Source organism: Streptomyces sp. NPDC049915 (genome assembly GCF_040656475.1).
Lineage (GTDB): Bacteria > Actinomycetota > Actinomycetes > Streptomycetales > Streptomycetaceae > Streptomyces.
This window is the reverse complement of sequence record NZ_JBFAMH010000039.1, coordinates 1-24,320: the sequence shown is the minus strand read 5'-3', so window position 1 is coordinate 24,320 and position 24,320 is coordinate 1. Positions and strand designations below refer to the sequence as shown.

Here is a 24,320-nt window from a genome sequence, read left to right as displayed (position 1 = left end):
ACCGACCTCCACGAGCGCACTGGTACCCCAGGCCAGATCGGCGCATTCGGCCTCGGCCTCCGCCGCTACCTCGACGCGAGCAGCTTGAATACAAACGGAACCAGGGTCGCCTACCTCCGCAGCCTGGAGCTCGACCAGATCCAGCTCGGTAACCAGCCCCGTGCTTGTTCGCCTCGGCATCCTCGGCACTATGCGCTTCATCGAGGCCGCCCTCGTGGCCTGCGCCGACGACATCACGCACGTCGCACTGCGCGCACCCGGTCACGGCCTAATCGTCTTTGGCCATGTCCCGGATGCGGCCGAAGTGGAGTTGGTGGGCCACGGTGACCGTGGTCGTGGGGCCGTTGCGGTTCTTGCCGACGATCAGGTCGACCTCGCCCGCACGCGGGCTTTCTGGCTCGTAGGCGTCCTCGCGGTGCAGCAGGATGATCGCGCTGGCGTCCTGCTCGATCTGCCCGGAGTCGCGCAGGTCCGATGTCTGCGGCCGCTTGCCCTCGCGGTGCTCGCTGCCGCGGTTGAGCTGGGCGCAGCAGATGATGACCGCGCCGGTTTCCTCCGCGATGATCTTCAGTTCGCGGCTGATCTCGGAGACCCGTTCGTAGGGGCTCTGGCGGCTATTGCGCTGGTCGGTGTCCATCAGTTGGAGGTAGTCGATGATCACCAGTGGCGGCTGGCCGGTTTCCCGGGTGAGGGCCTTGAGGCGGTGCCGTACGCGGCTGGGGGTGACGCGGGGGGCGTAGTCCGTCCACAGCGGCAGTTCCGACAGGTCGGGCATGACGCGCATCATGCGGGTCCAGTCGTCGTCCTCGAGGGCCTGGCCGCCGTCCATCAGGCGGTGCAGGCCGACTCGTGCGCGGGCGGCCATCACGCGGTTGAGGACTTCGGCCTTGCCCATCTCCATGGAGTGCAGAAGGGTCGGTCGCCCGGATGCGGCGTTGGCGAGGGCGACGCCGAGGGTGAGGGCGGATTTGCCCATGGCGGGGCGGCCGGCCACCACGATCACGTTGCCCGGCCGCATCTTGACCACCATGTCGAGGTCCGCCAGTCCGGTCACGGCCGTAGCCTCGATCGGTTCTTCCAGCGTCTTGAGGTGGTCGAGCAGGTCGTCGCCGAGGCGGCCGAAGTGCGCGTCGGCCTCGCCGTCGCCGATGGCCAGGGCGTCGATCTCGGCCTGGTGGGCGCGGATCGCGTCGGGCACCCCGGTGGGCGCCACCTGCCGCGCCGTCTGCTGGGCACGGGTGAGGGCGGCGGTGTAGCGGCGCACCGCGAGGTAGCCCTGCACCAGCTCGGCGTACTGCTCGACCAGGTCCGGGCCGCACGCGTCGGAGGCCAGCTGGGAGAGGCGGACGGGACCGCCGGCACGCTCCAGCTCACCGGTACGGCGCAGCTCCGCCTCGACCATCGGCACGCCCGTCGCCCGGCTCGCCCCGTGCAACCGGACGATCGCCGACCACACCAGCTGATTCGCCGGCGACAGCGCCTCGCCGTCCTTCAGCACCCTGGCCGCATCGGCCACCGCGTCATAGGCCCCGGTCGCCATCAGGCAGGCCCCCAACACACGGGCCTCGGCCTCCGGACTCTCCATCAGCAGCTGGTCGCTCATCGCGCCGCCCCCGTACCGACCCCCACGCCCGGGTGCGCGCAACGGCGCATCGGCCCGTCATCGTCGTCGTCCAGGACCCAGCCCTTGGCGTCGCAGGCCGGGCAGGCGGCCACCAGGGCCAGGCGCACCGCGGCCTCGCCAGCGTCCGGCGCGTTCTTGGCCTTCGGCTTGACCACGCTGTACAGGCGCAGGTCGTCGATCCAGCCCGGCAGGCACTTCGCCCAGGACGTCGCCCCGGCCGTGTTCTTGAGGATGTCCGCCTCCAGCAGCGCGCGCTGAGCTTCACCCATCTCCGCCAGCCCCGGCCAGCCCTGCGCCCGCATCGCGCGCAGCAGGCGAGGCGCGCACCGCACGGCGGTCGCCCGGCCAGCCTGCCAGCGCTGCATCCGCTGCAGGAACCCCGCGGCCGCACCCAGCTCCTCGTCGGTGAACTCCCCAGTCGTCTTCGGCTGCTGCTGCCTCTGTGACGGGAGCGACAGCTCGGGGGCAGTGAGGGGGTTGGGGGAGGAGGAATCCTCCTCCTCCGGGGGGTGTGGGGGGTGGGAGACGGATCGCGGGTTTTCCGCTTTCCGGCTCTGACCAGCCGAATCGCGGGTTTCCAGATCGCGGGTTTTCCGCGATTCGGGTCCGGACTGCTGGTTTCCCGCGATTCGGCTCTGACCAGGCGAAACGCGGGTTTCCCGCGATCCGGCGGTGTCCGAAGTGCGGGTTTCCCGCACTTCGGGCCTGACCTGCTCTGTTACGGCGATGCCCAGATCGACGTACTGCGCGTTGTTCGCAGGATTGCGGTAGACGCGGGTAACCCAGGTAGGGCGCTGAGAGGACTCATCGAAGACGGAGACGCGGGCCAGGTGGCCGGCGGCCGTCAGGCGTTTCGCGATGGCGTTGTAGCGGTCCTTGCCCATCTTCCAGCCACGGGACTGTAAGTCGGCGCGGATGGCCTCCATGGTTGATGGCAGGCGCGGGTCCCGCAGCAGGAGTTCAGCCAGGACGCCCAAGTCTTCCGGCTGGAGGCCCGGCGTGCGCACCAGCTCACGCCGAAGGATGACCTCCTCCGGCGGCTCCCAGCCCCGCTCAAGACGGCTGGCGCCGAAGTCATCGGCAGTCATCAGTTGGTACATCTCCCCAGGTAGGGGAGCCGCGAATAGCCAGTGTGACCTGTCCATATCCCGGAGTAGTGGCGTTGCGCGAACTGCTGCGCATACTCTTGGGTATAGGTGACCACGCGGGCCGCATGGCCCACGGCATCACCCGGCAGTCGAGGTCACCTCGCTGCTCACGACTCAGGCTTTCTCAGGGCTGGTGAGTCGATGCTGAGAAGCGGTCCCCGTTGTGGCGACGGGGACCGCTTCGGCATTTCCGGCCGTCATTCTTCCGCGGTCCATCGCCATCCGGTGGCGTGGAGTGCTTCTGCCTGCGCCCTGACGATGACGCGCAGTTGGTCCACGCCCACGGTCTCCTCGTAGTCGGCCTGCGCGGTGGCTTGGGCAGAGTGCTTGCGGTAGTAGCCGCCGGGCGTGGCGATCATCCAGCCGTCGGAGACGGCAGCGCACATCAGTGCCACCGCGATCGTCTCCCAGGCAGCCACGGGGGGCCACGCTCCTACGGCCAGCAGTAGCGGCGTGCGCACCGTCAAATGCTGGGCCAGGATCGGAAACCGATCTTCGTCATACGCGGCCAGCAGGGTCTCGTAGGTGAGCGGCCCTTCCGGCGGATCGTAGGGACCGGCCACGGTCGAGCCGTCTGGTAGCAGATCCAGGCCGGCCGACACGCTCCATCCCGCAGTGGGGTGCTCTTCCATGGCGAGGATCTCGCGAGTAAGGGTGCCCTCGGTGACCAAGTCGTCGGCGTCCAGGGCACGGACCAGTTCGCCCGTTGCCCGCGACAGGGCGAGGGTCCTCGCCGCGCCGGCGCCGCTCCGGCTGCCCATTCCCGGGGAAATCCACGGCTCCTTCGGCAAACGGTTGAGGGGCTTGCCAGTCGTGCCGTCTTCCTGCACGAGCCATTGCAGATCCCACCCCTCGGGCAGGTGCTCGCGTTCCGCCCGCACGGACTCGTAGGTCTCCAGCAGATAGGCGTCGCCGCCGTCGTACACGGGCGTGATCACGCTGATGATTCGCATTACCAGGGCCTCAAAGGGGTCACGTAGTGGAGCTTGATGCGGTCGGCCGGAAAGGGGATGTCCGTGACCTCCACGGCGTCCCCGCTGGTCGAGTAGGAGATCTTGCGGACGTGCATGATCGGCACACCGAGCGGGATGTCCTGCCTCTCCATCTCCTCGGCCGACGGCATGTACGCCGTGATGGTGTCCTCGATCCGCTCCACCTCGACGCCCAGGGTGTACAGCTGGTGCAGTGATCCGCCGGGCCACGGCTCACGGTCTGGGTCGAAAAGCGCCGGGTTCTGCACGGCGAGGTCATGGGGCATGTACGACACGGACCGGCTCTCGCCTGCTCCCTCTCTGTGTCGCCGGGTGCCGATGCGTCGCAGGACGAGGGCCCCGGGCTCCAGGCCGAGCACCTCGGCGACGTCGGCCGGCGCGGGCAGAACGTCCAGCTTGACGTGATTTTCGTACATGGCCGACACCGGGATCTTGGAATCCAGCTCCGCGACGCCCGCTGTTCGACGCTCTTCCTCCGGCAGCAGAACGCGATCCTTTTCGATCTGGTACCGCGTGGTGCTCCGGACCTGATACATCGGCGGCACCCGCACGCGCGTCGTGCCACCAGCCTTACCGGAAAGCACGCCGCGCTCCTTCAGGAGCTGGACGGCCCGGGAGGCGGTGTTTTTGTTGACCCCGAAATGCTCAGCCAGGTCTGCGGTCTTGGGGATGGGATCGCCGGGGCTGAGGTCGCCGTTCTCGATCAGCGCCATGAGCCCAACGACGACCTTCTGCGCACCCGTGGGGGCGCTGCTCGTCTGCTTGGTCATGGAGTCACCTTCCCAGATTCGACCCGCCACATCAACACCTTCCTAGGAAGGCGTTGACGACCCATCATCGATGTGCCACGATCACTCCACCTTCCTAGGACACACCTTACGCACTAGGAAGGAACGCCCTCGGTGTGTCGGCTCACGTCCTGATCCGGCTCGGAGAGGAAGCGATCGTGGCTTGAGAACTCAACAGGGAACATCCGGAGCTATGACTAGCCGACGTCTTCGATCGAAGCCGTCATAGGTGAGTCCTCTGGTCAAACCGGCCCCAGTCCGCAGGGTGATGTGGACCGCCAGCCCGCAGACGAGATTGCGGGACAGGCAACTGCGAAAAGCCAGCCCTGCCGCGCTGCGCAGCATCGACTGCAATGAGCTAGCACCTTGTCCCATGCCGTCCTCACGGGCGGACAAGTGATCCAGCACGCGGTGACACAAGGGCAAAGATCGCGGACCCCGTTGGAAGCATCACGACCGGTTCGAGTCCGGTCCGGGGTACTGCGGCAACCCGCCGCATCGTGGCCGGCGATCCGGCCGCGAAATGGGTGACGGCCCCGGAAGGTCAGAGCTCCGGGGCCGTCTGAACACAGGAAGCGGAGCCACCTGTGATCACTAGCATGACATGTCCCGCGCCCAACACGGCCGTACGGGAGGCCGAGCGTCGTCTCGGCCAGCACCTCCTCGCCGTCGTCCACGCCCAGGACGCCGCCATCCCCGCCCACCGCCGAGTGCCGCGCACCGTCGCGGAGATGCGCGCCCGGCTGACCGCCCGGATGGCGGACGACGCGTGCCCGCTGTGCATGCGGTGGCAGTGCGACCCGAGCAACTGCCCGCCCGCGTCGGCGGCACCCGCCCCGGCCACGGTCACCGCGTCCGGGGGCGGTCAGTGCTCCGCCTGCGGGACGTGATTCCCCGGCTGGAGCGGCGGTGTCTGCGGCCCCTGCCAGGCCGCCGGCCACGGCTGATGCCCCACCTCATACACACGGCCAGGGCCGCGCACCAACGCGCCGCCCGGGCCGCCCTCACCGTCGGCCCCGCCCACCCCTTCGCCCGCCTTCTGCTGGCGGCCGCCGCGCTCGCCGCGGCGGCCGCGTGGGAGACAGGGCACCGCGTCGCCGACCTCCACCCCCCATTCCGCCTGAACGGAGACCACCGTGGACCGCTTCGAGGAGATGCTCGCCGCCGCTGAACAGGAGCGGCGCGAGCTGGAAGAGATGGACGCCAAGTGTGAGGAGATGGACTTGGCCGAGTGCGCGGCCGAGATGGCCGAACTGGACGCCCGCGAGAACGGCACGCGGGACTGACCGCTCGTGACGGACGACCTGTACGACCGCTACCAGCGAGCCGCCCGCGCCTACAAGGCACACCGCGAGGCCTGCGCCCAGTGCACCGACACCGCGCCCTGCCCCGACGGGATGCGCCTGTACGCGCCCCTGGAACGGCTGCAAGACGCCTACCTGACCGCGCTGCGCCGCCGCACCGGCCGCTGACCCACCGCTCTTTCATCCGCGAGACGAGGCATCGATGGACAACCAGGCCAGCCGGACCGCCGGCACGCACCACTTCATCCTCACGCTCCAGATGGCCACCGGAGGCGGCTTCTACATGGCCACCTTCAACGGCGACGTCACGCCGCCGCCCGGCTGGACGCGTGCCCAGATCTACACGGAGCTGCGCGCCGACTGCGCACGCTCCAACCCCCAGCTGAAGGACGCGAACACCGTCTTCTTCGCGCTGGAACGCAACGAGCTCTGACCGACGCACGAAAGAGAGGACAAAGAGCGTGCTCAACACGTCTAAGTTGCCGACACTGAGCGGCCGTTCCCCGCGCGGGCTGGTCCTGGGTGTGCTCGGGGTCATCACCCTGGGCGTGGCCGTGCTGTCGGTGTACGTCAGCTACACCATCCTCGAGCCGCGTTTCGGCGCCTGGGCGGTGCCCACGGTCGGGGCGCTGGACGCGCTGTGGTGCGTCTTCCAGGCCACCGAGATCCTCGCCGGAAACAACCTCAAGCGCGCCCGCCGGGTGCAGGCCGCGGGTCTGGTCCTGACCCTGGTCAACGCCGCCATCCCGACCGCTGATCTGGTCCAGGCCGGGCACGGCGCGGTGGACCTGGCGGTGGTGCTCACCCCGGTCGCCATCGTCGCCACCAAGCTCGCCTGGTGGATCACGCTCCCGTCGCTAGGCCGCAAGGTCTCCGAGCAAACCCGGCAGACGCTGGGCAGCGAGCGGCAGCAGGTCGCCGACCGCCTGGAGGCGATGGAGGCCGAGGCCGCCAACAAGATCGAGTTCCTGGCGGCCGCGACCAACCTGGAAGAGCGCGTCGCGGCAGCGGAGACCACTTACCGCCTGTCCGTGCTCAAGCGGCAGCAGCGGATGGTCGAGAAGCTGCACAAGCAGGCCGAGGCCACCGCCAAGACGGTGGCGGACAAGCCGCTGCCCGCAGCCGTCGCCGAGATCGTCCTGCCCACCCTGGAGTCCTGGGCGCCGACCGCGCCCGCCCTGCCCGTCACGGCCCACCGTGACGCCTCCGGCTCCAACACCCTCGCTCTGGGGGCCGGGCGTGACGCCTCCCACGGCGACGCCGAAGGCAGTCATGCAGGTCAGGAGGCATCCGACAGCCGCCGTCACAGTGAGCGTCACGGCGAGCGTGACGAGGACTGTGACGCCGTCACGCTCGCCGACCTCGCCGCCGTCGCGGGCGTGCCCACCCCGCAGGTCGGCGAGCAACTCACCGACGGCCAGCTCGACGTCGTGCTGCGCCACCTGCGCTACCGCGACGAGCCGCCCATGTCCTACCGCCAGGCCGGCACCGCCTTCCGTGACGCCGGGTTCGTCGCCAGCGAGAAGCGGCTGCGCAAGGCCTGGGGTGCCCTGATGTCGAACGAGGAGAGCGTCCAGAGCGACACGGCCGCCGCTACCGCCGGCGGCACGGGCGAGGACGACCGCGACGACGAGCCCGAGGACGCCGACGCGGACGCCGCCTGACCACCCCCGGTCCGGCACCACCGTTGAGGGCCAGCCCGCGCGTGCGGTCTGGCCCTCTACGCGACTGCCGGAAAGCGGAACGCAGTCGAGCCCAGCGTGCAGACCCCGTGAGTGACCTGGCGAGCGAACGAGAGGTTCGCAGACCCGGGGAGCAGACCCGGCGCGCACCTGCATAAATCCCCGTGAAATCGAGCGTGCGTGCTATTTATGCTCGCGTGCTCCCGATCAAGGAAAGGAGGCGATGTGGGGAGCAAGAAGAACACCAAGCAGCAACAGGAGGACTTCTACGGCGAGATGGCCGGCGCCATCGGCGGCCTGGTGATCATCACCGGCATCCTCGGTGCCATCAAAATCAAGCTGCGCCTCAACTGGCCCGTCACGATCCTGCTGGTCGTCGGCGTGCTGGTAGGCATCGGCTACGGCATCTTCAAGGCACGTGCGGCGCTGCAGCGCTGCTGGTCGGGCCAGAGCACGCCCGCCACGCAGCTGAAGCAGAAAGCGCCCTCCCAGGGTGGCGCCGCAGCGGAGACGGCCGTCGAGAGCGTTCCCGCCCACCCGGAGCTCACCGCTGCGCTGCGCACCGCTGGTGCCATCGGCCGCGATGAAATCATCCGGGCCGACGAAGTGACCGTCTCCCCCGTGCCGACGGGCAAGCAGTACGACTTCGTGCTGCCCGCCGCGCGGACCTACAGGGACGTCGAGTCACGTCTGGAGAACGTGGCCGGCTACCTGCACAAGACCCGGCTGCACCTCAGGACGGACCGCAGCCGGGACAGTGAACGCCGCATCAGGCTGCTGGTGCTTGAGGAAGAGCCGTTCTCCACGGCATTCCCTCCGCCCACCCGAGAGCAGATCAAAGCGTTCAAGGGTGTCCCCCTTGGACACGACGTCACCGGCCAGCTCGTCGGTGTCCGGACCTTCAGCAAGGCGTCCATGCTGGTCGGCGGCATGAGCCAGATGGGTAAAAGCACGCTCATCAACGGGCTTATCGCCTGCCTGCTCATCGCATACGGAGATTTGGATCTCTATCTGCTCGACGGAAAACTGTGTGCGCTGATCAAATATGAGAAAGCGTGCGTCCGTTACGAAGCGTCCGATGACCCGGCGGTTTTCGAGAGCATGCTCGACGAGCTGAACCAGCGCGTCACCGAACGCTACGCGCAGAAGCAGGAAGCGCTGCGCAACCGGCAGCCAGAACCGAAGTTCCGTCCCGTCATCTTCATCGCGGACGAGGTGGCCGACTTCTTCGCGGATGACAGCACGCCGAAGGGAAAGGAGCGGGCGCAGCGGATCGAGGAGAAAGCGCGCAAGCTGACAGCGAAGTCCCTCGAATCGGAAATCTCCACGATCTTCCTGACGCAGCGCCCGGACAAGGATGCAATTCCGGTAAAGGTTCGCTCTCAGTTCAATTACCGGATCAGCCTGTACGTGGAATCTGCGGGAACCGCGAGGGTGATCCTCGGCGATTCGTACTTCAGTACCGTTGCCCCGATCGATCCCACGCAGCTCAATCCCGAAATCAAGGGGCAGGGTGTTCTCTTCGCGGGCGGCAGGTCCACACTCATCCGTGGATTCAATTTCCCGGACGAGTTCATGTGGGAAGTCGCGGACGAAGCACAGGAGCGCCTTCAGAGGAAGATCGAGGCCAGCCCGGAAACCCCGCTGAAGCAGGCAATCAGCCTGATGCGGAAGAACGGTGTCGATTTCATGCGGAGCCAGGACCTGGCCCAGGCTCTCGACATTACGGCCACCGATGCCACTGACGCAGGAAAGCAGCTTTCAAAGCTTCTCGGCGTCTCAGTGCACCGCGGCACCAAGGGTGTGCGGGGTTACCGGCTGGCCGATCTCACCGCAGCCGCTATGCCCGATTCGTGACCGTCACCCAGCACCGCACCCGCACCGCACCCCCACCGTCACCCAGCACGAGGGGTGACGGTGCCGAACAGCCGGGTGACGGTCCGGGTGCGGTCTCAGGTGACGGCCCTGACCAGCGCAAACATCCAAAATAGCGAGGAAGGGGGGAAGTAGCGCTTGCGCCCCACCACACCGGTCATCGTCGGCATAGGAGCGAGCGCGGCCGTCGTCGTGGCCGCGCTCGTCCAGGCCGCCGGCGTCGACCCGTTCACCGCGGGCTCGGCAGCCCTGAGTCTGTCCGTCCCCGCCGCCTACAAAAGCCTGATCGAGGAAGCGGGCCACACCTGCTCCGATATCAGTCCGAATCTGCTCGCCGCACTCCTCAAACAGGAATCCGGATTCATTCCGGACCGTACGTCACCGGCGGGCGCAGAGGGAATCGCCCAGTTCATGCCGTCGACCTGGGAAAATCACGGACTTGACGCCAACGGGGACGGAAAGCGTGACATCTGGGATCCCCAGGACGCGATCCCGTCCGCAGCGAAATACCTGTGCGACTCCGCCCAGGAAGTCAAAAACGTTCCCGGAGACAAGACGGCAAACATGCTCGCCGCCTACAACGCAGGTGCCGACCGAGTGAAAAAGTTCGGAGGAGTGCCGCCCTACAAGGAAACACAGAACTACGTTAAAACGATCACAGCGACTGCCAACGCGGCGCCTCCGACCGGATCGAGCGGAACGCCCGCAAATTCGGGACAGGCGTCCACGGCCTTGGCAGCCGCACAGCAGATGCTTGGTACGCCCTATTCGTGGGGCGGCGGCAGTGCGAGCGGTCCCACAAAGGGAACCTGCTGCTCCCCGAATGGGCGCTCAGGAGCATCCGTTACCGGTTTCGACTGCTCGGGACTCGCGCTCTACGCCTACGCGAAAGCCGGTATCAGCCTGCCGCGCACAGCGGCAGCGCAATACGCGGCATCCGAACCGGTCGACCCGGACGATATGCGGCCCGGAGACCTCGTCTTCTACGGCTCCAGCGGGTCCAGCATTCACCACGTCGGCATGTATGTCGGCGGTGGCTGGATCATTAACGCGCCCCGGCCCGGTACGGAAGTCAGATACGACCCCATGGACACGATGAGCGACCTTTTCGCCGTCGCCCGACCCACTCACACACAGGAGATCTGAACCGATGCGTAACTTCATCACCCTCGCCGCCGGGAACGACCTGTCCAACGGCTTCACCGAGTTCTTCAAGACCATTTCCGCCACGGCCGGCGGTCTGGTCACCAAAGCCATCGCCGCCGTAATCGCCGTGATCGCCCTGCGAATGATCGGCCAGCTGATCAACCACCCCCAGCAGGCACTGAAGAAGGGCTCGCTGGCCATCGGCACCCTGTTCGTCGCCGTGGTCGTGGCCCTCTACGGCGACGTTCTCTTCTCCACCGTCGCCCAGGCCAAGGGCTGAAGGGACTGATCCTGCATGCCGGGAACCGATCCCTGCGCCAAGATTCACGGCCCGGGCAAGGAGTACTGCCTCAAGGGCCAAGGTGACGGTGGCGGGCCCCCCGCCACCGGCCACGACGGCAGCATCGTCGGTGGCGCCTCCGAGCACGTCAAAGACCTCGCCAAGAAGTTGATCGACACTCTCCAGGGGCTGGTAGCGCCGAAGAACACCTGGGCGCCTAAGAAGCCGGACTCCTGGGTGTACGAGCAGTTCCTGTGGCTCGGACAGCACGTGGCCGTCGCGATCTTCCTCTGTGTAGTCGTCGTGTGCGCCCTGACCGCCTGGCAGGGCGTGCCCCGTCTGCGGCAGATGGGAATGTCCCTCAGCTGGACCCTGGTTGCGGTCGCTGGCATGGCGTCCGTGCCGGGCGTGGTGGAGTTGCTGACCAAGGCCGTGAACGAGACGTTCACGGCCGCGTTCAACGGCAACGAGGGAAGCCTGTTCAACGTCATCGAGGACGATCTCGCCAAGACGAACAGCCTCGGCCCTCTCGGCTCGATGCTGATCGTCGCCATGCTGGTGGTGGCGCTGGCGTTCGCGGCGCTGGTGTACATGACGCGTCAGCCCGGCATCTTGGTGTTCGTGTGCCTGGCGCCGCTGGTGCTGGCCTCGCTGGCGCGCGGAGGTGACACGTCCGCGGTATGGCGGTGGGCGAACCGCATGCTGGGGCTGATCTTCGCCCCGTTCGCACTGCTGATCATCACGCCGTTCGTCGGCCTCGCCAAGGGCAACCTGATCCTGGACGGGGCGCTACTGGTCGCGGCGGACGTCATCATGCTGCGGATGATCTTCCACGGCGTCCCCTACATCGGTCCCCGCGTGGCCCGTATGGCGCGGACGATGGTGGAGCGCAACACGGACAACCGGCTGGCGCACCGATTGGTGCGGGCGGGGGTGCCGGACTTCTACGAGGAGGAGAACACTCCCCGCGCGCCGCGCACGGTCGCCACGCCCGGTCGGTCCCTCACCAGGGACCGGGACGTGTTGTTCGCCGCCTACGGCGCCGACCGGCCGCCCAGGCCGGGACGGCCGACCACCGAGGCCGCCGTCGCCAAGGTCAAGGTGCCTCAGGACGCCGAGCGCTACACGCGGATCATGCAGGCGCGCCAGCAGGCACGTCGGCAGGCCCGGGCCGCGACCCCGCAGAACCCCGCCGCCCCCGGGTCGGCGGCTCCACGTACGGCGGCTCCGCGGCCGCTGGCCAACCGGTCGACGCCGCCGCAGCGGCCGACTCCACCGCCTGGCACTCCCTGACGAGGGCGGTATGCGCTGCGGCCCGGCACCGCCTGTGCGGCCGCCGGGCCGCAGCGCCCCCAGACACTGCGCGCCGGCCACTCGAGGGCTGGCGCTTCCGTGGGCCGGGTTCGGCCACGATCCGCAAGGAGGCTCGTTCGTGTATTCCCTGATGCCCGGCTACCGCATCCCCGCGCTGCAGCGTGGCCTGTCCCCCGCTGAGACCCTGCTGACCAAGGCCAACGCCGGTATCGGCGGTGCTGTCCTCGCGTCGGCTGTCGTCGGGCCGCCGCCGCTCTGGGCGTTCGGCACGGTCGGCGCGGTCGCCGCCCTGGTCAACCTGGCGCCGGGACCGCGCTCGATCGGCCGCTGGGCGGCTGTCGGCTACCGGCGCCTGCGTGAACGCACTGCCCCTGAGAACGTGTTCGCCGCGCCCGGGCAGACGCGGACCTGGTCGCTGTATCCCGATCACGGCACCATGCAGGACGCACAGCGCCGGGTGCTGTTCCATGACGCGTTCTCCCGCGCGCTGGTGTTCGCGGGCGGGCAGGCCCGGCAGGCCGGGGTGCAGGTGCACGTCACCCACCACGCCCGAACCCGGGAGGACTTCACCCGGCATGCGCAGACGGTGTCCGTCCACGTCCCCAAGAACCTGGCTGGCAGCCCCCGCATCCTCGACACCATCGAGGGCGAGTTCGCCGCGCTGGGCGTGCTCGGCCAGGTCGAGCCGGACCCGATCCCGGCAGTGGTCGAGCGCGGCCCCGGCTGGGTCGCCCTCGAGGACGGCCGCTACGCCGCTACCGCCCGCATCACCGGCTGGCCGGACGAGACCGACGGCGACCTGATGCCGCGGCTGCTGCTCGGCGAGGGCCTGGCCGTGGACCGCTCGCTCGCAGTGCTGTACCGGCCGCTGCCTGCGGCGCAGTCGCGCAGGTCGGCGAAATGGCAGATCGCGGCGGGCCAGGCGTGGACCACCGACGAGATCAAGTCAGCGTCCCTGGAAACAGCAGCCAGCACCGCACGCGGCGCGCTCGTCCAGGGCGCCACGCTCGTCGACATCGACGCCTACCTCACCGTGTGGGGCGACGACCCCGAGGCCGTGACGGGCGCGCGCTGGCAGGCCTCGTTGACCGCCGACCGCCACCGCATCCAGCTCGACTGGCTCGCCGGACAGCAGCACCGCGCGCACGTGATGACCACCCCCCACGGAGCCTCCACACGGAAAGGGGCCATCCTCTGATGATCCGCCTGCCCTCCACCCACGCCGCGATCACCGCGCCGCTCGTTGCCTCCAATGCTGGTTTCCCCGGCATCCCGATCGGCCGCTCCCTGCTGGACGGCAGGCCGTTCCATCTCTCCCCGGTCCTGGTCGACGACCGCCAGCTGCCCTCGACCAACTCCCTCGCGCTCGGCGGCCTGGGCTCGGGGAAGTCGACCACGGCCAAGATCCGCCAGCGCCGCGAGATCGGCGGCCACGGGCACCAAACGGTGGTTATTGACTCCTTCGGTGAGGACAACATCAAAGGGGAATGGGCGCTGCTGACCCAAGACCTGGGCGGGAAGGTCATAAAGGCCGGCGCGGGCGGCTTTGCCCTCAACCCGTGCAGCGAGATGTTCCCGCCCGAGGTCCGCGAGCAGCTGGTGCGCTCGCTGATCGCCGCCGTCGAGCCGACCGCACTCACCACCCAGGCCGGGCATGCCCTCCAGCACGCGCTGAACCACCCGAAATCGTCGTCGCTGAACGGGCTGGTCGATGCCCTGGTGCTCCCGGAGGCGGGCAGGTGGCCGGCGGACACGCTGGCCGAGTGGGGCGTGGGCGTGGCGATCGCCCTGTCCCGCTACACCGAAGGCAGCCTCCGCGGGCTCTTTGACGGCCAGGACGCCACCCTGCCGCCGACCGATCTTCCGATCCTGTCCTTCGACTTCACCGAACTGGACCGCAACTCCCCGGCGATCCCCGCTCTGATGGCCGCCGTGGCGTGCTGGGTGGAGCATGTGTGGCTGCCGCAGTCCACCGCCGTCCACCGGCACCTGGTGCTGGAGGAGGCCTGGCAGATCCTGCTGTCCCCGGCCACCGCCGAGCTGATCCAGCGGCTGCTGAAGAACTCGCGCAAGGCCAACTTGAGCATGGACGTGGTGATGCACACCCTGTCCGACCTCGGTAGCGGCCCCGCCCAGGACCTGGCCAAGCTGTGCGAGGTCGCCCACATCGGCCGCTTGGGCCCGGAGGAAGCCGCCATCGTGGGCGCACTGCTCGGACTGCCGGCCTGGGTGATCGAGAGGATTCCCCGGCTCGGGCAGGGGGAGGCGGTGTGGAAGGTCGGCCCCGACTACGTCGACATCGTCAAGACGGTCATCAGCGACGAAGAGGCCACGCTGACCGACACGTCCTCGCGGCGTCGCAAGGCCCGGCAGATCCTGGCTAACGAACAGGAACCGGCAGTGACCGAGGCCGCCCTCGGGGTCGATGCCGATGACCTCGTCGTTGGGCACGAACCCCTCGACGAGGACCAGGACGACGTGATGCCGACCTTCCTTGAGCGGCAGCTCGGCGACGCCGCACTCACCGACGACTTCGCTGACGAGATCGGTGATGCGGAGTGGGACTGGGAGATGCCTCCCAACGTCATCGACGTCCGGCACCAAGAGGTCGTCCAGGCCGCGATGGACGGACGGTGCAGCGAGGCAGCCCAGCTCGCTGCCATCGGCGAGCGGGAGGACATCAACGCGCATGGCATCAACTCGGACGAAGCGATCTCTTGGCTGGTGACCCGCGCCAAGGTGGCGGAACTGTGTGGAAGCCCTGACCAGGCAACGCAGCTTCGCGCTACCGTCGCCCGCATGGGCAAGGACGTCGACTGGTTTCAGAAGATCCCCGATCGCAATACGGACAACGCCGCCTCGGTGCCGCTTGCCCGGAGCAGCGCCCCGCAGCCGCCCAGCCCCGCTCCGGCCATCACAGCAAGCGGTGACGAAACGGCCGCCGCACCGTCGCGACCGCGCCGGCGCACCTGGCCCTACGTCGCCACAATCGCGGCCCTGGCCCTCACGGTCGCGGCCGTGTGGAAGGGCGCCGAGCTCCAGCAGGAACGTCAAGAGCACCAGGCGAAGGCTGCCGCATACAAGGGGCGCAGCGGAGCAGCACTGACGATCGACGGTGTCCAGGCTGAAGTCGTGGCGCATTGGAGCAGCGGGTACGTCATCGTGGAGCTGCGCAGCTACTTCGACCGGAACGCGAAGTACCTGCGGATCGATTCGGGTGACAAGACGGCCAGCAGCCACCAGGAAGACGGCTGGTTCCCCAAGTCGCCCGAAATCAAGGTGCCGTTCAAGGACAGCCTGGACGATGTGATGGTCCGTGTGGCGGTCGGGGGGAAGACCTGGAAGGAGGGAGTGCGGGCGTATCACCGCACTATCCGCCTGTCCCCTACCGGAGTCGCGTACGACGCCGAGACCGGCCAGCGGCTCCCCTCCGACCTGTAGCCGCTGTATCCCCTGACCGATGGCCCGCACCCCGCGGCCGCTTCTTCAAGCACGTGGGTGTGGGCCATCGCCATGCCCACAGCAGTGACGTCCGGCTGCTCCGCCCGGCCCTCACTCCCTCTGCACACCGAGGGAGCGAGGGCGGGACAGGCCAGCCGGCCGGCCACCCCCGCAAACCCCCATGCGTTTGAGAAGGAGATCGTCGTCTTGTCGAAGTCCCCGGCTGTCATAGGTGTTCTGACCGAGCCGCCCGCCCCCACCTGGTGGAGGGCCAACCGCCACAAGGTGCTCGGCGTGGCCGGCCTCTTGCTCGGCTAATGGATCGGCACCCACACCACCGGCAGCGCCGTACAGCAGCCGGACACCCCGCGCACGGGACACACCGCACCCGTCAGCCCGGGACCGAGCGGCACACACACCCTCGGTCTTGCCGCCTGACCCTGTCCTATCCCCACCGCGCCCCGCCGACCGTACCCGCGACGTCGGCGGGGCGCGGCGTTGCTTGACCTGTCGGGAGGAGATCCGTCGTGCTCACGTTCCGCCCGTCTATCACCCAGGCTGGCGTTGTTCCGGCCGCCCCGACGTCCGCGGCGAGGTGGTGATGCGGCAGCGTCCCCGCCGCTGCGCGCAGTAGCACATTCCACGGGGAGGCCAGGGCCTTCCCGAGTACGACCGCGGCGCCTGCCCCGACCATCTGCTCACCCGCCGCCAGTTACGCGAGCGCGAGGTCAGCCCCGGAGGACACGATTTCGTCGGCATTCTGCGATGCAAGCGATGCCGCACCCGGCCGCAGTGGTCCTGCAATTACCCCGGCCGCGCCTGGCTGTACGACCTGCGTCAGGCCCGCCCAAGCGGGTACCCACACGCGCCCAGGAATGGGAGCTGGACCGCGCCATGGCCGCCCGGCAGACCTGTCCCGCAGGAGGCCAGGACCGCGCTCAGCCGTCGCCGCGGCCGCGTTGCTGTCCTTCCAGAAGGTGCTTGAGCAGATGGAGGCGGATCATCGAACCAGCGAGGAGTGGTCCGAGCCCCGTTCCCGGATCCGCGCGCTGGTGACCAACTTCGTCGGCGGCTCTAAAAGTAGTGAGGCGTCCCCTGCCGCGTGACCGGCCCTGCGTAGTGCCGCGGCCGTGGCAACTGCGGCCTTGACCACGCATGTGGATGGCCGGGGTGACGCTTGTCGACGATCTGGGACCTGACCTGGCTCCGTACCGGGATGAGCGGCCGCTCGATCAGCTCGTCCAGGTCTTGATCTGGGCGGCGACTTCGCGCACAGGGAGCCCATCCCGGGCGGCGCGGGCCAGCGGGAGCACCGTGTCCAGGCCAGGGCTCACCGGAAGGCCGCACGCCGACAGGTAGGCCGAGGTCACGGTCGCCGCGAACAGCAGGTTCCTCATCTCCAGACTCGGGTTTCTCGCCAGCTCGCACAGCAGCGCCGCGGCCTTGTGATGGGGTTCGGGGTAGACCTCGTGGTCAAGGATTTCGGCCCGGTGGCGTGCTTCCGCCGCGACGGGCACGCCGTAGTCGACGACTTGAGGGTCCCCGGGGATCTGCGTCAACCGCGTGTTCAACCCGGACCTGCGTCCCCTCGTCAGCGAGGCATACCGCTGCTACGTTTCCGGCTCGGCCCGCGGCGCGATCGTCCTGACGTGGACGGCCGTCTGTGCCGACCTCATCGCCAAGGCCCAGATCCTCCACGAAGAGGGTGAGAGCCACGCCAAGGACCTCGTCGCCGGCGTTGAACGAGCGCAGGGCAGCGCGGAGACCGAAGCGATACCGATCATGCTTGCCCTGGAGAGGACCCTGTTCGACACGGCGGAGAAGCTCGAACTGATCGACTTCACCCAGCGCAAGCAGCTCGAGCGCATCCGCGACGACCGCCACCTGTGTGCGCACCCGTCCATCCGGCCCCTCGGCGAACTCTACGAGCCGACGATGAGTACGCCCGCGCCCACCTCGCGGCCGCGCTGGAAGCCGTGCTCATCCATCTTCCGAGCCAGGTGCGCAAGATCGTCGACAGCTTCCTCAAGCACGTCGTGGACCCCGGCTTCGTCTATGACACCGAATACCTCACCCATACCTTCTTCGACCGCGTCCGCCCCAGCGCCAGGTCCAAGGTCGTCGAGGCCGCGGCCAAGTTCGCCGTCCTCACGCTCGGGGACACCGCGATCAAGATCAAACCGGAGGCCTTCGCCGACCGGATGGCCAAGTGTCTGCGCAGCTTCGCCGAACGCGACGCTGACCTCGTCAAGAAGGCCGTGGTCCGTTCCGGGTATGGCTGTAAAGGCTGAGCCGCTGGATGGCTTACGGGACTTGGCCGCCGGAGCCCCGCGACGACTCGACCGCTGATTGGGAGACGCGACTCGATCGCTGCTGTAGGACAACGTCGGCGAGGTCGCCTGCGGGATCGATGTGCGACGAGCTGGCGGATGGGAACGTGCCCGAGATCTGCGCTGGGGTGGACATCGGCAAGACGCATCACCACGCCGTGGTGATCAACGCAGAGGGCGGCGACTGCTGTCGCGCCGGATCCAGAACGACGAGACCGAGTGGCTCGCACTGCTCGGCGACGTTATGGCGGTATCCCACGACGTGCTGTGGGCCGTCGACCTCAGAGGTCGTTTTCTCCCCTGACGGATGCATTCACCTGTATTCCTCGGGGCGAGATCGTCGTCTCGCTGCGACTGGCGGGGTTGAGGTGGCCGGCGTGCTCCATGGGGTGACAGCTGGGGCGGAATGCAGCTTGCGCCTGTCTCATCCCAAGACGTCGGCAGAGCGTGCTTCTGCTGGTCGCACTGCGCGCCTGGGCGCACGCCCCTGACCGGCGGTACGCCCAAGTAATGGCCGAACGTCGTCCGTATCCGAGTGATCTGTCCGATGCCCGCTGTTGGTGGAGCCGGTGCTGAGCGCCTGGCGGGCCGATCGGCGCCGGCATGCGCTGAACATCGGACGCCCGCCCGAGCACGATCTGCGCGAGATCATGAACGCGATCCTCTACGTGGACCGCACCGGCGTTCAGTGGCGCTACCTGCCGCACGACTTCCCGCCCTGGGAGACCGTGTACGGATACTTCGCCAAGTGGCAGAAGGACGGCGTGTTCGCCCAGCTCACCGGCGCGCTGCGCAGGCTGTTACAGCAGCAGGAGGGCAAGCGCATAGAGCCGTCCGCGTGCGTGATCGATGCGCAGAGCATCAAGACCTCCCACCAGCGTCCCGGCCGCCGGGCAGGGCACGGATGCGGCGAAGAAGATCGTGGGCCGCAAGCGGAGCATCGTCACCGACACCCTCGGGCTGCTGCTGGCGGTGCCGGTCACGGCCGCGAGCGTGCAGGACTCCGTCGCCGGCACCCACCTGATCGACCAGGTTGCCGCCGCCCACCCCACCATCCGCAAAGAATGGGTGGACGGCGGCTACCGCCAGCACCTCGTCGAGCATGCGGCCGCCCTCGGCATCGACATGGAAATTGTCCAACGTACCCAAGGAACCAGGGGATTCACTCCCTTGCCGAAGCGTTGGACCGTGGAGCGGACCTATGGGTGGCTCATGTTCCACCGCCGCCTGGCCCGCGACTACGAGACCCTGCCCGCCCGCTCCGAAGCCATGATCCACCTCGCCATGACCGACCTGATGGCCCGCCGCCTCACCGGCGAAGCCGCCATCTCCTGGCGCGACCCGACATAACAGGAACAAACAACAATTCCGGGATGAAACATCGGGAGAAAACGACCTCTAAGGGCTGTCCAGTCCCGTCCGCGATCTGGTCTGCGCGAACTCAGCTGGCGTTGCCTTCCCCGACCTGGACCTGAGCGACCAGCTCAGCGCGATCGAAACCGCCCAGGCACAGTGGCGCAGCCAGGCCGCAACCACCTAGGCCGCTGCGCTGCGCCGGGCCCGGGCCGAACGCTCTCAGAGGGCCGGCCGTGAAACAGCGGCCGCGCAGCCGCCGTTAGTGCAGCGCACGGCGTAGTTGGCACCGTCCCGGAACCACGATGCCCAGAAGACGAGTTTCTTGATATAGCAGAAGCTGCACGGACCATACGCGGTGGTGAACCGTCGACGATATGGCGGCGGTCGGGGGGGGAGGGGGAGCCGTTGTGTCGCAGAGGTGGAAGATCACGGTCATCATGCTGGCAGTGGTTGGCGTTCTGTCCACACCGCTGATCTGGCTGCTGGACAGTCCTGGGGCGGGAGAGCTGGCTGGGGCCACCGTTCAGGCCGCTGTCGGTATCGCTGCCTTGGTTTGGGCTCTGTTTCAGAGATCGCCGTCTGCCGAACCCACAGATAGGGCTGTCCGGACTGGCAAGGCCAGCCGCGGTGGAACCACCGGCATCCGGCGGCCCGGCGGTCGGGGACGTGGCTCGGCCGTGGTCGAGCGGACGGGAGAGGCAAGCGGCCCCAACTCCGTCTCCGGCATCGACTACACGGACTAGGCCGTATTCGTGGCGAAGGCATCATCAGGTACGTCAGGCGACAACAAGCCCGAGCCGCCAGTGACTGTGGCGGACACCGGCAACGCCGAGGCCGCCGGCGATGAGGTGGCCGTGACCGGCTACCGCGGCCCGGTCCTGGGAAGCGGCCCTCCTGAGTCCGCCGCCTCAGTACGGCTGTTTCGCACCGGGGATGCGGTGGCCAACAACGGCGGAACCGCCATCAGCGGCTACGTTCACACGCTGACTGTGCAGCACGCGCCGCGGGAGCCGGCCTCCTGGCCGCATCAGGTCGGTGTGATCCCGTCGCCCGCACGGTCCTTCCAGCACCGCGCCGAGGCGGCCCGGCTGCGGGCAGCGGTCGAGGGCGGGGGCACGGCAGTGCTGTCCCAGGTACTGACCGGGATGGGCGGGGTCGGCAAGACCCAGCTCGCCGCCGACTACGCCCGCACCGCCTGGGACGAGGATGGCCTGGACGTCCTGGTCTGGGTCACCGCGAGTGCCCAGTCGCCCGTGGTGAGCGGATACGCGCAGGCTGGCGTCGAACTGTGCCGGGCCGACCCCGACGATCCCGAACTCGCCGCGAAACAGTTCCTGGCCTGGCTGGTCCCCAAGCCCGGGCAACGGCCGTGTCGGTGGCTGATCGTCCTGGACGACGTCACCGATCCCAGCGACCTCATCGTCCACGCCGACGACCCCGGCAACCGCTACAGTCTGTGGCCGCCCGCCAGCCCGCACGGCCGGGTACTGCTCACCACCCGCCGCCGCGACGCCGCCCTGTTCGGAGACGGCCGCCGCCGGATCGAGGTCGGCCTGTTCACCCCTGCCGAATCGGCCGCCTACCTCACCGAGGCCCTGGACGCCCAAGGCCGCACCGAGCCCGCCGACCAGCTCGCCGCCCTCGCCGACGACCTCGGGCACCTGCCACTGGCCCTGGCCCAGGCCGCCGCCTATCTCATCGACGCCGGCGAGACCGCAGTCACCTACCGCAACCTGCTGGCCGACCGAGCCACTAAACTTACCGACCTCGCCCCCGACTCCCTGCCCGACGAGCAGGCCACGGCCCTCGCCGCCGCCTGGTCCCTTTCCATCGACCGAGCCGACACGCTGCGCCCCGCCGGCCTGGCCCGGCCCATGCTCCACCTGGCCGCCATGCTCGACGCCAACGGCATCCCGCAGCCCGTCCTGACCGGCGAGACCGCCCGCGCTTACCTCGCCGCACACCGCGCCGCAGGCGGCCCTGCCTCGGAACCGGCACCAGTCTCCCCCTTGGACGCGGTACGCGCCCTGCGGGCACTGGACCGGCTCAGTCTCATCGACCATCAACCGGACACCCCCCATCAGACCGTCCGCATCCACCAACTCATCCAGCGCGCCACCCGCGACACCCACGCTCCCCAGCAGAACGATCAGGCTGCGCGCACCGCCGCCGATGCTCTGGTCGCGGCCTGGCCTGAGATCGAACGCGATACCGACCTCGCCCAAACCCTGCGTGCCAACGCCGCCGCTCTCACTGGCCACGCTGAAGATGTCCTGTACGAGTTCGACGGTGTCCATGCGGTGCTTGTCCGCGTCGGCGCAAGCCTGGGCTCGACCGGCCAAGTAGCCGCAGCCGTCGAGTACTTCCAGCGCATCGCTGGTGTCGCCCACGGCCGTCTGGGGCCGGACCATCCCCATACCCTCGCTGTCCGGGGCGAACTCGCGCACTGGCGGGGAGAGGCGGGGGATGTAGCCGGAGCCGCAGACGCCTCCGCCGAGCTGCTGGAGCACATGGAGCGAGTGCTCGGCAATGAGCACGTCTTTACTCTCAGCACCCGTAGCAATGTCGCCCGCTTTCGAGGCGAGGCGGGGGATGCAGCCGAAGCCGCGGATTCCCTTGCCGGACTCCTCGCCGACCAGGTACGGGTGCTGGGGGATGAGCACCCCCATACCTTCGCTGTCCGAGGCGAACTCGTACGCTGGCGATGGAAGGCGGGGGATGCTGCCGGAGCAATGGCCGCCTCCGCCGAGCTGCTGGAGCACATGGAGCGAGTGCTCGGCAATGAGCACGTCGCTACCCTCAGCACTCGTGGCAATATAGCCTGCTTTCGAGGTGAGGCGGGGGATGCCGCCGGAGCCGCAGACGCCTTCGCCGAACTCCTCACCGACCAGGTGCGGGTACTGGGCGGTGACCACCCCCACACTCTCACCACCCGGCATAATCTCGCCTGCTTTCGAGGTGAGGCGGGGGATGCTGCCGGAGCAGCGGCCGCTTTCGCCGAACTCCTCACCGACCGGGTGCGGGTACTGGGCGATGACCACCCCTCCACCCTCACCACCCGTGGCAATATCGCCTACTGGCGGGGGAAGGCGGGGGATGCCGCCGGAGCAGCGGATGCCTTCGCCGAGCTCCTCACCGACCGGGTGCGGGTACTGGGCGATCACCATCCCGACACCATCGCCACCCGGCGCTTTGTCGCCCGCTGGCGGGGAAGGGCGGGGGATGCTGCCGGAGCAGCGGCCGCCTACGCCGAGTTGGTGGAGCACATGGTGCGTGTGATGGGCCCGGACCACCCCGAAACTCTTACCACCCGTGGCAATATCGCCTATTGGCGGGGGAAGGCGGGGGATGCTGCCGGAGCAGCGGCCGCCTTCGCCGAACTCGTCACCGACCGGGTGCGGGTACTGGGCGATGACCACCCCTCCACCCTCACCACCCGGCACAATCTCGCCTGGTGCCAGGGTGAGGCGGGGGATGCGGCTGGAGCAGCGGCCGCCTTCGCCGAGCTCCTCACCGACCGGGTGCGGGTACTGGGCGATGACCACCCCGACACCATCGCCACCCGGCCTTGTGCCGCCTACTGGCGGGGGATGCAACTGTTGATGAATCGACCGATTGATGAGCAAGATCAGTGAACAGCGGCGCCGACTAAGAACTCCTATCGGAATGACTTCAGGCGTCGCCAGCAGATGAGTGCGCATCCGAGGGTGAGGAAGGCTTCGTGGATGTCGTCGCGTATCTCCCAGCGAATGCGCAGGCGGCGGAACCAGTGCAGATGGGCGAACGCTCGTTCCACGACCCAGCGTTGGGTGCCAAGGCCGGAGCCGTGCTCGGTGCCACGGCGGGCGATCAGCGGTTTCACTCCGAGGTCCCAGACCAGACGACGGTACTTGTCGTGGTCGTAGCCGCGGTCGGCCAGCACCACGTCCGGGCGGCGCCGGGGCCGGCCGCGCTTGCCCCGCACCGGCGGCACAGCTTGGAGCAATGGGATCAGCTGGGTGACGTCGTTGCGGTTGCCGCCGGTCAGGGTGGCGGCGAGCGGGATGCCGGTTGAGTCGGTGATCAGATGGTGTTTGCTGCCCGTCCTGCCCCGGTCAACGGGGCTTCGTCCGGTCTTGGGTCCCCCTTTAACGCCCGGATGTGGGAGCCGTCGACCGCTGCACGGGAGAAGTCCAGGGCGTTCGCGCTGCGGAGCCTGGCGAGCAGGACCTCGTGCAGCCGGGGCCACACGCCGGCCTCGGTCCACTCCGCCAGGCGGCGCCAGCAGGTCATGCCCGACCCGAAGCCAAGTTCCTGGGGCAGATGTTCCCAGGAGATCCCGGTGTGCAGGACGAACAGGATGCCCTGGAACACCAGCCGGTCCGGATGCCGCTTGCGTCCTGGGTGCCGGGCCCGCCGCTCGACCTTGGGCAGCAGCGGCTCGATCACCGCCCACAACTCGTCGTCGACTTCCCACGGCTTCGGCCGCGCCACCTCGCACCCCCGGATTATCGGTCCCGGAGTGATCCAACCACGCCCAAGATCATTTCGTTAGGAGTCCTATTAGTAGGACTCCGTTAGCTCTGTCTTGATCTCGGTGTTGTGTGTGTTCGGCTGGGCAGGGGTCGGTGGCAGGTGGTGCAGATGCCGGTCCAGCACCTCAGGACGTCTTGGAGGGCGTCGAGGGTCTGGTAGAGAGTGAGCCCGGTCCGGGGACTTTTGGGACCAGCCGTTGTTCGGTGAGGAAGGCATGGGCGGCGGTCACGAGGGTGATGTGGTGGTGCCAGCCCGGCCAGGAACGGCCTTCGAAGTGGTCCAGGCCCAGGCCGTGCTTGAGTTCTCGGTAGTCGTGTTCGATGCGCCAGCGGACTTTGGCCAGGCGGACCAGGCCGGCGATCGGGATGTCTGCCGGCAGGCTGGACAGCCAGTAATCGGTGGGGGCCTCGGCCTCTTCTGGCCACTCGACCAGCAGCCAGCAGTCGGGCAGGACGCCGTCCCACCAGCCCTGCTCGGACGATGCAGCGGCCTTGATCGGACGCTCGACGGCCTTGCCTGCGGGGC

Annotated in this window: 20 protein-coding genes and 2 pseudogenes; 15 read left to right on the top strand and 7 right to left on the bottom strand. The window is 68.4% G+C overall.

Annotated features, from left to right (window positions below):
- Nucleotides 1–268: 268 nt before the first annotated feature.
- From AB0J12_RS36445 to AB0J12_RS36430, 4 genes are all read right to left on the bottom strand, one after another.
- On the bottom strand, nt 269–1,603 hold the full coding sequence (locus AB0J12_RS36445) for a DnaB-like helicase C-terminal domain-containing protein (RefSeq protein ID WP_363269010.1): 1,335 nt from the start codon (nt 1,601–1,603) through the stop codon (nt 269–271).
- Nucleotides 1,600–2,724, bottom strand: a complete 1,125-nt coding sequence (locus AB0J12_RS36440; RefSeq protein ID WP_363269008.1) for a hypothetical protein — start codon at nt 2,722–2,724, stop codon at nt 1,600–1,602. Before AB0J12_RS36440 ends, AB0J12_RS36445 begins: the two co-directional genes overlap by 4 nt.
- A 245-nt stretch (nt 2,725–2,969) precedes the next feature.
- On the bottom strand, nt 2,970–3,725 hold the full coding sequence (locus tag AB0J12_RS36435; protein ID WP_363269007.1) for a glycosyltransferase: 756 nt from the start codon (nt 3,723–3,725) through the stop codon (nt 2,970–2,972).
- Nucleotides 3,725–4,534, bottom strand: a complete 810-nt coding sequence (locus tag AB0J12_RS36430) for a GntR family transcriptional regulator (RefSeq protein ID WP_363269006.1) — start codon at nt 4,532–4,534, stop codon at nt 3,725–3,727. Before AB0J12_RS36430 ends, AB0J12_RS36435 begins: the two co-directional genes overlap by 1 nt.
- Nucleotides 4,535–5,151: 617 nt before the next feature.
- Between AB0J12_RS36430 and AB0J12_RS36425 the strand changes: the two genes are divergently transcribed.
- The 11 genes from AB0J12_RS36425 (at nt 5,152) to AB0J12_RS36375 (ending at nt 15,594) form a co-directional block, all read left to right on the top strand.
- Nucleotides 5,152–5,442: a hypothetical protein gene (locus tag AB0J12_RS36425; protein ID WP_363269003.1), complete on the top strand. Its 291-nt coding sequence runs from the start codon at nt 5,152–5,154 to the stop codon at nt 5,440–5,442.
- Nucleotides 5,443–5,688: 246 nt separating this feature from the next.
- Nucleotides 5,689–5,838 (top strand): hypothetical protein, encoded by a 150-nt coding sequence (locus AB0J12_RS36420; RefSeq protein WP_363269002.1) that lies wholly within the window; start codon nt 5,689–5,691, stop codon nt 5,836–5,838.
- Between the two features lie 6 nt (nt 5,839–5,844).
- Nucleotides 5,845–6,024, top strand: coding sequence for a hypothetical protein (locus AB0J12_RS36415; RefSeq protein WP_363269001.1), 180 nt, complete (start codon nt 5,845–5,847; stop codon nt 6,022–6,024).
- A gap of 34 nt (nt 6,025–6,058) precedes the next feature.
- On the top strand, nt 6,059–6,289 hold the full coding sequence (locus tag AB0J12_RS36410; RefSeq protein WP_363269000.1) for a hypothetical protein: 231 nt from the start codon (nt 6,059–6,061) through the stop codon (nt 6,287–6,289).
- Nucleotides 6,290–6,317: 28 nt separating this feature from the next.
- Entirely contained in the window at nt 6,318–7,520 is a 1,203-nt protein-coding gene (locus AB0J12_RS36405; RefSeq protein WP_363268999.1) for a hypothetical protein, read from the top strand.
- A 243-nt stretch (nt 7,521–7,763) separates the two neighbouring features.
- Nucleotides 7,764–9,395, top strand: coding sequence for an FtsK/SpoIIIE domain-containing protein (locus tag AB0J12_RS36400; RefSeq protein ID WP_363268998.1), 1,632 nt, complete (start codon nt 7,764–7,766; stop codon nt 9,393–9,395).
- Between the two features lie 156 nt (nt 9,396–9,551).
- Entirely contained in the window at nt 9,552–10,559 is a 1,008-nt protein-coding gene (locus AB0J12_RS36395; RefSeq protein WP_363268996.1) for a bifunctional lytic transglycosylase/C40 family peptidase, read from the top strand.
- 4 nt (nt 10,560–10,563) lie between these two features.
- A complete protein-coding gene (locus AB0J12_RS36390) occupies nt 10,564–10,839 on the top strand; it encodes a hypothetical protein (RefSeq protein WP_363268994.1) in 276 nt (91 codons plus the stop codon).
- Nucleotides 10,840–10,854: 15 nt separating this feature from the next.
- A complete protein-coding gene (locus AB0J12_RS36385; protein WP_363268992.1) occupies nt 10,855–12,132 on the top strand; it encodes a hypothetical protein in 1,278 nt (425 codons plus the stop codon).
- Nucleotides 12,133–12,271: 139 nt separating this feature from the next.
- On the top strand, nt 12,272–13,351 hold the full coding sequence (locus tag AB0J12_RS36380; RefSeq protein ID WP_363268991.1) for a hypothetical protein: 1,080 nt from the start codon (nt 12,272–12,274) through the stop codon (nt 13,349–13,351).
- The gene (locus tag AB0J12_RS36375) at nt 13,351–15,594 is read left to right on the top strand and encodes a hypothetical protein (RefSeq protein ID WP_363268990.1); all 2,244 of its coding nucleotides are present in this window, start codon (nt 13,351–13,353) and stop codon (nt 15,592–15,594) included. The genes AB0J12_RS36380 and AB0J12_RS36375 overlap by 1 nt, the downstream gene beginning before the upstream one ends.
- Before the next feature lie 1,232 nt (nt 15,595–16,826).
- Here the strand turns inward: AB0J12_RS36375 and AB0J12_RS36370 are convergent.
- Nucleotides 16,827–17,153, bottom strand: coding sequence for a hypothetical protein (locus AB0J12_RS36370; RefSeq protein WP_363268988.1), 327 nt, complete (start codon nt 17,151–17,153; stop codon nt 16,827–16,829).
- 417 nt (nt 17,154–17,570) lie between these two features.
- Between AB0J12_RS36370 and AB0J12_RS36365 the strand changes: the two genes are divergently transcribed.
- From AB0J12_RS36365 to AB0J12_RS36350, 4 genes and pseudogenes are all read left to right on the top strand, one after another.
- Entirely contained in the window at nt 17,571–17,885 is a 315-nt protein-coding gene (locus tag AB0J12_RS36365) for a hypothetical protein (RefSeq protein ID WP_363268987.1), read from the top strand.
- 119 nt (nt 17,886–18,004) lie between these two features.
- A pseudogene (locus AB0J12_RS36360) lies at nt 18,005–18,207 on the top strand (transposase); the annotation flags it as partial.
- 227 nt (nt 18,208–18,434) lie between these two features.
- Nucleotides 18,435–19,274 (top strand): annotated as a pseudogene (locus AB0J12_RS36355) (IS5 family transposase).
- Between the two features lie 758 nt (nt 19,275–20,032).
- Nucleotides 20,033–22,915: a tetratricopeptide repeat protein gene (locus AB0J12_RS36350; RefSeq protein ID WP_363268986.1), complete on the top strand. Its 2,883-nt coding sequence runs from the start codon at nt 20,033–20,035 to the stop codon at nt 22,913–22,915.
- A gap of 23 nt (nt 22,916–22,938) precedes the next feature.
- On the opposite strand, the gene AB0J12_RS36345 is transcribed toward AB0J12_RS36350, so the two are convergent.
- Nucleotides 22,939–23,753 (bottom strand): IS5 family transposase gene (locus AB0J12_RS36345; RefSeq protein WP_363268985.1). Its coding sequence is split into 2 segments (ribosomal slippage): nt 22,939–23,408 and nt 23,408–23,753, totalling 816 coding nucleotides; the frame shifts between segments, so codons are not numbered across the junction.
- A gap of 166 nt (nt 23,754–23,919) precedes the next feature.
- Nucleotides 23,920–24,320 (bottom strand): transposase (locus tag AB0J12_RS36340; RefSeq protein ID WP_363268984.1); only part of this gene is annotated, 401 nt, incomplete at its 5' end.

What these genes read in the sequence shown, in the direction of transcription:
- AB0J12_RS36445 (WP_363269010.1), bottom strand. Translation starts at nt 1,603, where the DNA reads ATGAGCGACCAGCTGCTGATGGAGAGTCCGGAGGCCGAGGCCCGTGTG.
- AB0J12_RS36440 (WP_363269008.1), bottom strand. Translation starts at nt 2,724, where the DNA reads ATGTACCAACTGATGACTGCCGATGACTTCGGCGCCAGCCGTCTTGAG.
- AB0J12_RS36435 (WP_363269007.1), bottom strand. Translation starts at nt 3,725, where the DNA reads ATGCGAATCATCAGCGTGATCACGCCCGTGTACGACGGCGGCGACGCC.
- AB0J12_RS36430 (WP_363269006.1), bottom strand. Translation starts at nt 4,534, where the DNA reads ATGACCAAGCAGACGAGCAGCGCCCCCACGGGTGCGCAGAAGGTCGTC.
- AB0J12_RS36425 (WP_363269003.1), top strand. Translation starts at nt 5,152, where the DNA reads ATGACATGTCCCGCGCCCAACACGGCCGTACGGGAGGCCGAGCGTCGT.
- AB0J12_RS36410 (WP_363269000.1), top strand. Translation starts at nt 6,059, where the DNA reads ATGGACAACCAGGCCAGCCGGACCGCCGGCACGCACCACTTCATCCTC.
- AB0J12_RS36390 (WP_363268994.1), top strand. Translation starts at nt 10,564, where the DNA reads ATGCGTAACTTCATCACCCTCGCCGCCGGGAACGACCTGTCCAACGGC.
- AB0J12_RS36385 (WP_363268992.1), top strand. Translation starts at nt 10,855, where the DNA reads ATGCCGGGAACCGATCCCTGCGCCAAGATTCACGGCCCGGGCAAGGAG.
- AB0J12_RS36375 (WP_363268990.1), top strand. Translation starts at nt 13,351, where the DNA reads ATGATCCGCCTGCCCTCCACCCACGCCGCGATCACCGCGCCGCTCGTT.